General features: G+C 38.7%; 8 protein-coding genes and 1 pseudogene. 5 read left to right on the plus strand and 4 right to left on the minus strand.

Features of this window, described 5'->3' with window-relative positions:
• A partial coding sequence (locus IM473_RS16050; protein ID WP_287660402.1) for an Hpt domain-containing protein occupies nucleotides 1-324 on the minus strand: 324 nt, incomplete at its 3' end.
• Nucleotides 325-593: 269 nt separating this feature from the next.
• On the opposite strand from IM473_RS16050, the gene IM473_RS16055 reads away from it, so the two are divergent.
• Nucleotides 594-1,097, plus strand: coding sequence for a hypothetical protein (locus IM473_RS16055; RefSeq protein WP_287660403.1), 504 nt, complete (start codon nucleotides 594-596; stop codon nucleotides 1,095-1,097).
• Nucleotides 1,098-1,108: 11 nt separating this feature from the next.
• Here IM473_RS16055 and IM473_RS16060 read toward each other — a convergent pair whose 3' ends face one another.
• Entirely contained in the window at nucleotides 1,109-3,190 is a 2,082-nt protein-coding gene (locus tag IM473_RS16060) for an AAA-like domain-containing protein (RefSeq protein WP_287660404.1), read from the minus strand.
• A 176-nt stretch (nucleotides 3,191-3,366) separates the two neighbouring features.
• Nucleotides 3,367-4,623 (minus strand): AAA-like domain-containing protein, encoded by a 1,257-nt coding sequence (locus tag IM473_RS16065; protein WP_287660405.1) that lies wholly within the window; start codon nucleotides 4,621-4,623, stop codon nucleotides 3,367-3,369.
• 163 nt (nucleotides 4,624-4,786) lie between these two features.
• Here IM473_RS16065 and IM473_RS16070 point away from each other — a divergent pair, with 163 nt between their 5' ends.
• The 4 genes from IM473_RS16070 (at nucleotide 4,787) to gifA (ending at nucleotide 7,274) form a co-directional block, all read left to right on the plus strand.
• Nucleotides 4,787-5,095, plus strand: a complete 309-nt coding sequence (locus IM473_RS16070; RefSeq protein WP_287660406.1) for a hypothetical protein — start codon at nucleotides 4,787-4,789, stop codon at nucleotides 5,093-5,095.
• Nucleotides 5,082-5,957, plus strand: coding sequence for a hypothetical protein (locus tag IM473_RS16075; RefSeq protein WP_287660407.1), 876 nt, complete (start codon nucleotides 5,082-5,084; stop codon nucleotides 5,955-5,957). Before IM473_RS16070 ends, IM473_RS16075 begins: the two co-directional genes overlap by 14 nt.
• A gap of 325 nt (nucleotides 5,958-6,282) precedes the next feature.
• Nucleotides 6,283-6,870: a hypothetical protein gene (locus tag IM473_RS16080; protein WP_287660408.1), complete on the plus strand. Its 588-nt coding sequence runs from the start codon at nucleotides 6,283-6,285 to the stop codon at nucleotides 6,868-6,870.
• A gap of 236 nt (nucleotides 6,871-7,106) precedes the next feature.
• Entirely contained in the window at nucleotides 7,107-7,274 is a 168-nt protein-coding gene (gene gifA, locus IM473_RS16085) for a glutamine synthetase inactivation factor IF7A (RefSeq protein ID WP_002739262.1), read from the plus strand.
• 158 nt (nucleotides 7,275-7,432) lie between these two features.
• On the opposite strand, the pseudogene IM473_RS16090 reads toward gifA, so the two are convergent.
• A pseudogene (locus tag IM473_RS16090) lies at nucleotides 7,433-7,909 on the minus strand (Uma2 family endonuclease); the annotation flags it as partial.
• Between the last annotated feature and the right edge of the window lie 194 nt (nucleotides 7,910-8,103).

Genomic DNA, 8,103 nt, shown 5'->3' on the forward strand with positions numbered 1-8,103 from the left:
AGCCTGCAGCTTATCGATCAATATCTGAAGCAGATCATAACTCTTGAGGAACAAAGACTCTAATTTTTGATCCACTTCTAGGGGATTTTCTTTCAGTATTGTGAAAGCATCCTCAAGACGGTGAGCAGTTTTTTGGATACTGCTATAGCCTAACATGGCCGCCCCTGCCTTGACGGAATGGGCGGCACGAAACATCTCGTTCATCTGTTCATGGTTGTTCACGAGATTGCCTAAGTCTAAAATCCCCTGTTCCAAAGTTTCTAGGTGTTCTTTTGCTTCTTCGATGAAATAGCCGAGAATTTTCTGATCGTTAGCGGAGTCCAAAGTCCTATCCCCCTTATCACGATGCTATCTAGTCCTGGATTGGCCTAGTTTTTCATTAAATATATCAGTGACTCTTAAATCATTATAAATACATCAACAACTTCCGGTGAGCATCTCATGGAAAAATTAATGCGCTCCAGGGTTCGGGGGTTATACCCCCCAAAAACCTGGATTGATTGATAAAATCCAACCCAACAACCAATTTTAGCATAGCTTTTGCCCTTAAAAATTTCAACTTAGTAGATTTATAAAGATGAGATGCCCCGATCATGGCATCCTCAGGTGATGTTAATATCAAATCGGCTATTATCCTCGGTGGCATTATTGTCTTATTAGGAGAAGAATTTTTAATTAAAACTAAAGTAATTGATGATCCAGTGGGATCAATTCCAGTACATCTTTTTTGTGGTTTTTGGGTAACAATGGCGGTGGGTTTCTTTAGTACCAAAGAGGCAGGAGAATTCGCCAATGGATTAACACAGGATAGTCGCATATCTCAAGTCGCTTTTCAATTTTTTGGATGGATTATAGTCATGGCATTTACTTTTATTTTTAGTTTAATTCTCTGGCTAATGATTGGCAATCTCCTCTATTATACGCAGGTAATTGTTTTATGTCAAAAAAAAACACAGGTTAATTTTTCTCCTGTTATCAGGAGTCAATCCTTCAATGTTTCTGACCTATTCTTTTTATTTTGGTCACGGGGAAGGGAAGGAATCCGAGTATCATTATCCGAGGAATTAACGGGTAGCGATGGGGTATTTAGTGATTGAAAAATTAATGTTTATTCAATAAGTTTTTGGCAATTTGGATTATCTTGCAAAGCTCGATCGATGCGCGATTTCCAATATCTGTCATTATGCCAACTTTTTGCCCAAGATTGAGCTTCTTTAAAGTTATCAGAAGTTGGGGGGATTTTGCACAAAATTTCAAAACCACCTTCTCTACCCGGCACATCAGCCACAAAATTATTGGTAGCTAGTCCTACTGCTTGCTGAATTAACCTTAATTCATTTAATTGAGTCGCGCAATTTTCAGGAAACTGATTACCTTGTTTCCTTTTCAAGTCTTGCAGTTGTTGAATATTCTTTTCTAAGGTAATATTAAAATCTCGTTTAGCACAAATTTCTGGAATACTAGGTGAGGATGTCACCACGACTTCAGGAGTCTTTAATGACCAAAAAGTAAATCCAAGAAAGCCTAATAGTGCCAAGAAAGATAATATTTTAGTTAAATCAGCAGGAGATTTCTCCACCTCAACTAATTTTTCTAGTTCTTGTTTAACCCATTGAACATTAAATACCTCTTTATAAATTCGATTGGTAACTTCTAGATACTCATCATTTTTAATCACTAATTCTGCTTGCTGAAGTGCCAATTTTTCTGGTTTGTTATCAGCAAAGACTCTCCCCTGCAAAATTTCTTGATAGATTTCTAATCTTGACCTAACATTTTTATCAGGAGTTAAGAGACTGTTTTGTATTTTCTGGAGATGGTCTGCCGCTTTATTTTGTAACCAATTTTCCACAATATTTTTCTGAATCAATTGTTCAATTTTTGGTTTTTCTTGTCCTTCTCGTAACTCGTTTTTATTGTCGATTAGCAAAAGGATAACTATTATATTTAACTCCAAGTTACCACCTGTCCAAGCTGGAATTTCCTCAATTAAAGCTGCTCTTTGATTCTCATCAAATTCAGTCCTTAATAGTATTTCAGCTAGTTGATCTACTCTTTCGTAGTATGCAGGGATTTTATTTAATTCCGTTGTCACCCAAGTTTCATTAAAAACATTTCTATAAATCTTATTATAAACTTTTAACTTTTGTCGGTCTTGAACTACCAATCCCGTCAAGCGTAATTCTATTTGATCGGGACTACCATCATCGGTAATTTCACCATTTCTTAAAATTTCTTGGTAAAGCTTCAGCATTCTTCTACCCGTGACACGCTTATTTAATAAACGATTATTTAATAAACGATTCCGAATAGTTTTTAGGTGTTCTGGACTATCTTGAGATACCCAGTTACTAATTACTTGCGACTGGATAAAATCGCCGACATTAATCGGGGTTGCTGGGGATTCCTTGCCAAATCCAGTGCGAGATGTGGAGATTAAATGACAAATTTTTTGAGTTAAAAATGGTTGTCCACCTGTCCACTCTATAACCTCCTCTAAAACCCGTTCTGGTGCGATAACTTTGTCCTGCAATCCCTCGGCCAGTTTTCTGGCATCCCCTATAGTAAATCCAGATAATCGAATATCTTGACCAATATTAAAAGGACTACGATAATTATCTAGAATAAAGTTAGAAACTGCCGCTACCCCCAACATACAAAAGGTTAGACGTTGGTAATCCCTATTATGGGGACGTTTTTCATGACAGCTACGCAGCCAAGCAAAGAAATCATCTGTGGAAAATTTTAAACTCAGAACGCTATCAATTTCATCGAAACAGATAACAATAGGTCGGGATACCTCCTTTAAGAGAATTTCCTCAACAAATTCATCAAGACGATTAATAGCTGATTTATAGGCTCGTTCATCCCACCAAGTTTGCTCTTTTTCCCGAATAGAAAGATCAAATCGTTTAACCAGTTGCTCAAATAATACTCGATACCAAATATCTTCGGAGATGTTTTTTCCTATACCACTCAAATCAATGGTGGCACAATCAATATTATCCTCTTTTAGTCGTTTTTGTGTCTGTACCCACAAACTTGATTTTCCCATCTGACGGGAATTCAACACATAGCAATACTGTCCATTTTTTAGATAGTTATAAAATAGATCATCTGCTTCCCGCTTGATATAACTAGGTGCATCTAGGGGAACGCTGCCTCCAACATAATAAAAATTGTTCGCCATAGGATTAAAATTAGCAATTTGTCTGATTGGTTAAGTTTGATGAATAATTTAATCAAAGGTTATCTGTCCCTAAGCTAGTCCGCATTTAAAGTTCTGGGTTCGATGGGGGAACGGGGAACAGGTGAAAACGAATATTAGATTTAGATGTACAACAGTTTAACTCAATATATCGGATTTTAGGAGGATAGGCGATACCTAAAATAGTCGCTGTATAGTGGATAACGGGGTTGAACAGCATTCTGCACAAAGGTTACTAATCCTAAACTATGAAGTTGCCAATTAATTGTTGCACCTAAATCAACGGGAGAAGACGACTCTACAACCTTTTTCATTCCTGCTGCTAGGTTTGGATGTTCTTGTAAGTTTAGCAAATGTCCTCGCAAATGATCCCCATAAATCCCCGCTTCCGTGGCTGCTGTCTGTTCAAAATCTGCTAAAGACAGCTGTTTTTGGGTAATTGCATAAAGCGCTTTTTGGATTAAATAGGGATGTCCCCCAACAAGATTAATTATTTTTTGCAGTTCATCTTTTCCCAAGTTAGCCTGATATTTATTGGCTAGAGTCAAGACCTGTTCTGGAGTAAAATCAGGTAACAGGATTTCTGTTCCCACATTCACAGGAGATTTATTCAGGTCAGCAGGAACATAATTTTCTGTGGAATAGGTGATAATTAAGTGTAACTTTTGCCAAGTATTATTATTTTTTGCCTCCTCATGCCAAAGACGAAATAAACTAAGGAAATCGTCGGCAACGCTTGCATAAACAAAGAGACTATCTATCTCCTCTAAAACTAAAATTAGGGGTTTATCCAGCTTTTTGAGCAAATGATCTTCAAAATAGGCAGTACAGCTATAAATTCCTAATCCTTCTTGCCATTTTTCCTGAAAGAGATTTGCTAACCCTAATTTCTTGGAAATAATCAAAGCAAACCAAGACAGCAATCGGTCTAAATCGCTGATAATTCTTTTGCTTGCTTGTAAAAAACTGAAACTGACGGTTTTATACCGTCTTTTGTCAACTTGACTCAAAATTCTATCGACTAATAGGGTTTTACCCATCCCCTTGGCCGATTTAATCCGCAACAATGAACCTGCTTGACTCACCGTCTCCAGACAAAGCTGTTCCACTGGAGGACGTTCAACATACTTGGAAAAATCCGCGGCCCGGTTTTCTCCCTCATCCTCAGACATGGCAGCCGCTGTTTCCTCCAACTCATCCCAGTCAGCGATTTCTCGATAATCAAGGGCTAATTTTTGACAAATTTCATAAAAATTAAGATTGCTAATCGATTTACCGTTAAGAAAAAGGTTAAGAGTCGATTTTGCTAACCCTAACTCCTCAGCAAGCAGCTGTTGAGTCGCGTAACCATTGCGTTTAAGTGCTTGTTTGACTCTAGGGATATATTCTGATTTTACTTTAAGCGATCGCCCCATAAACTTCCATCAATCGACGCAATCTCTATTCTATCGCAAAAAACTCAGACATATCTCAGTCATGAGATCAGAGTCAGACATATCTCAGTCATGAGATCAGAGAGTCATGACTGAGGATCAAGGTGTACTGGTCGAAGTGTATTTATAAACTACACAAAACATAATGCTTGACATATTTCCTCCTAAGTCCAAAGACAATGACACTTATAAGGGTGATTCTGGGACTTCAGCTAAGTCTGACAATTATTTAACCTCCGAGGAGAAGTCTCTTTTATCTGATTTACTCAAAGTTAGGGCTGCCACTGTCGTAAGCTTTAAAATTGAAACAGATAGAGTTGGAGAAGCTGACTTACAAGATAAATTAAAAGAACTAAAGGACAAAGGCTATATCAAAGTCAATAAACAAAAAAACTACGAAATCTTTACTCCCACTTGGAAAACTCGTTGGCTCAGGGTAAATGGTATTTTGTAGTCAGGTTCTAACGGAATTAGATAAGTTTCCTTTTTTCAGTTCATTCACCCATTACCTATTTTTGGTAGATTCTCAGGCAGCTGCCGCCACCGATCTTTTTAGCGAAATACGGAAACTTCTGGGAGAAGATCGGTGGCCTTTTGTGGTGACTGCGATAATTATTGGAGTATCAGTTGAAACTAGAATTAGCTATTTCTCAGCTTTTAGGATTCGTCATTTATTTCCCAATTTAAAAAAGGATTTTTTAAATTCTTTTGTTCTTTTATTAACTGTCAAAATTGTTATATCAATACTCTTATACCTTTTCATTCAATTTATATTTTCTCTATTAAGCTCGATCGAGGATAATGTATATGTTGGTTTAATCATTGCTCTAGTCTTTGGTTTTATTATTAGTTCCTTAAACCCTAATTTAGAACAAATTGACCAAGTAATGGGTGGATTTAGCCCATCGACAATTAATCCTGTCTCCAGTCTGATCAAAAAGCTATTAGAGTTGTACCAAGAATTTCAAATATCTATTATGGAGACTTTCGACGAGAAATTGGCATCGGAGAGAAACAGACTATATGATGATACCAGATATGAATTTGATCGTTTTCAAAGACTTACTATTCAAAAATACATCGAAGAATTAATCGGGAGATATACACTGGAAAGAACGCAAAAGAACTATCAAAGAAGATTAGACGCTATTCTAGGAGGATTTAGTGGCAGCGATCAGAAAGAAGAATTAATATGGTTATTATTTAGTATGGGTTTTACTTATAAAGATATCAATCAAATTAGAAGTGACCCAAAACAATCAAGAATTTTAATAAGACTGGGAGAAATAGAACAGGGGAATAGTAGGATAAATTAAACGTCGGCCAGTTAATTAAATACACTTGTACTGTTTTTGTCGATTAACTGGAATCGATAAAAATCCTTGAGGGGGAGTGACGGGTTGACTTTTCCTGACAATTCTCGCCATCTGGACCAGAAAAAAAGTAACCGATGTAAAACTAGACAGTTAGACTGTCTTCTCTCCCTGACAGGTGTTTTGAGGGGTTTTTTCGCCGATAAGTATTAAGGGGTATACTGCCAATATTTCCGATGATTGACAATTTTCTAGCGATCGAGCCTTTCCACTACGGAAATTCGAGTTTATGATAAAAAGAAATCCTCTCTCAGGTAAGAGCGGTAGTATGGCTTACTCGACACAGCAGTTAATTGAAATCCTCGAGCGAGAAATGCACGCCACTTGCAAAGGGGAACGTCTGTTACTCTCTCCGGCGGAGCGCATTGATAATCCAGTGATTGCCAAGGCGATCAATCTAGAAAAGGTGGGCAAAGTCTTCGCCTATCAAGATTTTCGCCGCCAAGTTCACGATTATCAACAAAAATATCAGGTTTCGGGCATTATCTGGCGTGTTTGTCAATGGGGCGATCGCACTCTCCGTTATCCCGAAATTCATAATCAATTAGTTGCCGTGGCGGGTGACAAGGAAATTCTCGTGGCTGCTAAAGCCTCGGTTTTAGATTTTTGGAACAGTATCACCCCTAATATGAATTTTTGGTGGGCGCTTAACTCTCGTCGTCCCATTTCCGCCGATTCTCTAGCCGAATTAGTTGCCCAGTCCGAATGGGCGGAATTAGATGTGGCGCGCACAGAATTATATCTCGGTCTCTGTTGGGGTAATCCTTTAGAACACCAGTATCAATGGGCGCAACCCTTTTCCGGTTGTCATCGCATTATCGCCGCCGTCGATGAACCTAGTTCGATTAAGGTATGAGGGCGATTGATGTCTTGGGAATTATGAATTATGAATTATGAATTGGGGGGTGGGGAGAATAAATAAAAGCAATCTCCTGACTTCTGACTGCTGCCGACCGTCTCCTATTGTAAAGTTTTGTTAATTTTTCTGGGATTAGGGCGTTTTGTAAAAATAGATACAGAATTGTATGTTATACATATTAGTGGGTGATTAAAAAAGTTCGAAACACTATTTGCAGCTCGGAGGAAATGATTATGTCTACAGAACAACAAGCTCGCGCCTTAATGATGCGTCACCACCATGCCGTCAAAAATCGTCAACAATCGATGTTAGGGAGAAGTGCTTCTGAAATCGGTATTGACAATGACAATGGCCACGGGGAAACCGTTCAACGTCGCTTCTCGGCCGACTTCTCTTCCTAAACTTATGATCGCTCTGGTGTTACTCTGAGTTAAGCTCTTAGATTTCGCCAAAGTGTAAGCTTTCAATCTTAGAATTAAGTGAACAATCAGCCCACACAAACCGAGATCGGAATGTGTGGGTTTTCGGTTTTTAGAGATAGGGGTCAGTCCTGGGCCGATTACGCGGTTTCATCGGGATTTATGCCTAATTGCCGTAATTGCGCCGCTAAACGTTCCGCCCGTTGACGTTCGCCTTCAGCATTCTGACGTTCAATTTCGGCTAATTCCGCAGGTAGGAGCATTAAATTGCCGTCTAGGTCATAAAAACGTAGCCAAGGGGCTTCTTCTCGTTGGATGCTGCCCATCCAGACTCCTAACCATAATCCCAAACGTTGATACCATAACCAACCGCGGTGGTCGGGAATAATTTCTTGATAGCATTGATTTTGGTCTAACGCCCAACCTCGCAGGGAAGTGGCATCAAAGGGATTATAAACGAAGTATTGGGAACAGCGAAAAGTCCGCTCATAGAGGTCTTTTTTGGTAGTTAAATCGATTTTTGCGGTGCTTTCTGACATTAATTCCACGATCACATCGGGATAACGTCCGTTTTCGTTCCAAACCACCCATCCTTGTCGTTTATAACTACCATCGATAATCTTTATTAGAGTTCTTGCATAATTAATTTTCGAGAGTTCATTATAACTAGTGGACTGTTTCAGCTAAAATAGGGCAATAGCTCGAACAAGCAGAGGACATTTTAAGGGGAAGAGGTCGGCGAGATAAAGTCAATCTAACAGGGGAACAAAGAGAAAACCTCGAACAAATCAGTCGTAATGGCTATGCACCG

Origin of the sequence: Microcystis sp. M015S2 (genome assembly GCF_020245945.1) — a bacterium.
Taxonomy (GTDB): domain Bacteria; phylum Cyanobacteriota; class Cyanobacteriia; order Cyanobacteriales; family Microcystaceae; genus Microcystis.

Excerpts from the sequence above, each read along its gene's own strand:
- IM473_RS16065 (WP_287660405.1), bottom strand. The coding sequence starts at position 4,623 with ATGGGGCGATCGCTTAAAGTAAAATCAGAATATATCCCTAGAGTCAAA.
- gifA (WP_002739262.1), top strand. The coding sequence starts at position 7,107 with ATGTCTACAGAACAACAAGCTCGCGCCTTAATGATGCGTCACCACCAT.
- IM473_RS16075 (WP_287660407.1), top strand. The coding sequence starts at position 5,082 with ATGGTATTTTGTAGTCAGGTTCTAACGGAATTAGATAAGTTTCCTTTT.
- IM473_RS16070 (WP_287660406.1), top strand. The coding sequence starts at position 4,787 with ATGCTTGACATATTTCCTCCTAAGTCCAAAGACAATGACACTTATAAG.
- IM473_RS16080 (WP_287660408.1), top strand. The coding sequence starts at position 6,283 with ATGGCTTACTCGACACAGCAGTTAATTGAAATCCTCGAGCGAGAAATG.
- IM473_RS16060 (WP_287660404.1), bottom strand. The coding sequence starts at position 3,190 with ATGGCGAACAATTTTTATTATGTTGGAGGCAGCGTTCCCCTAGATGCA.
- IM473_RS16055 (WP_287660403.1), top strand. The coding sequence starts at position 594 with ATGGCATCCTCAGGTGATGTTAATATCAAATCGGCTATTATCCTCGGT.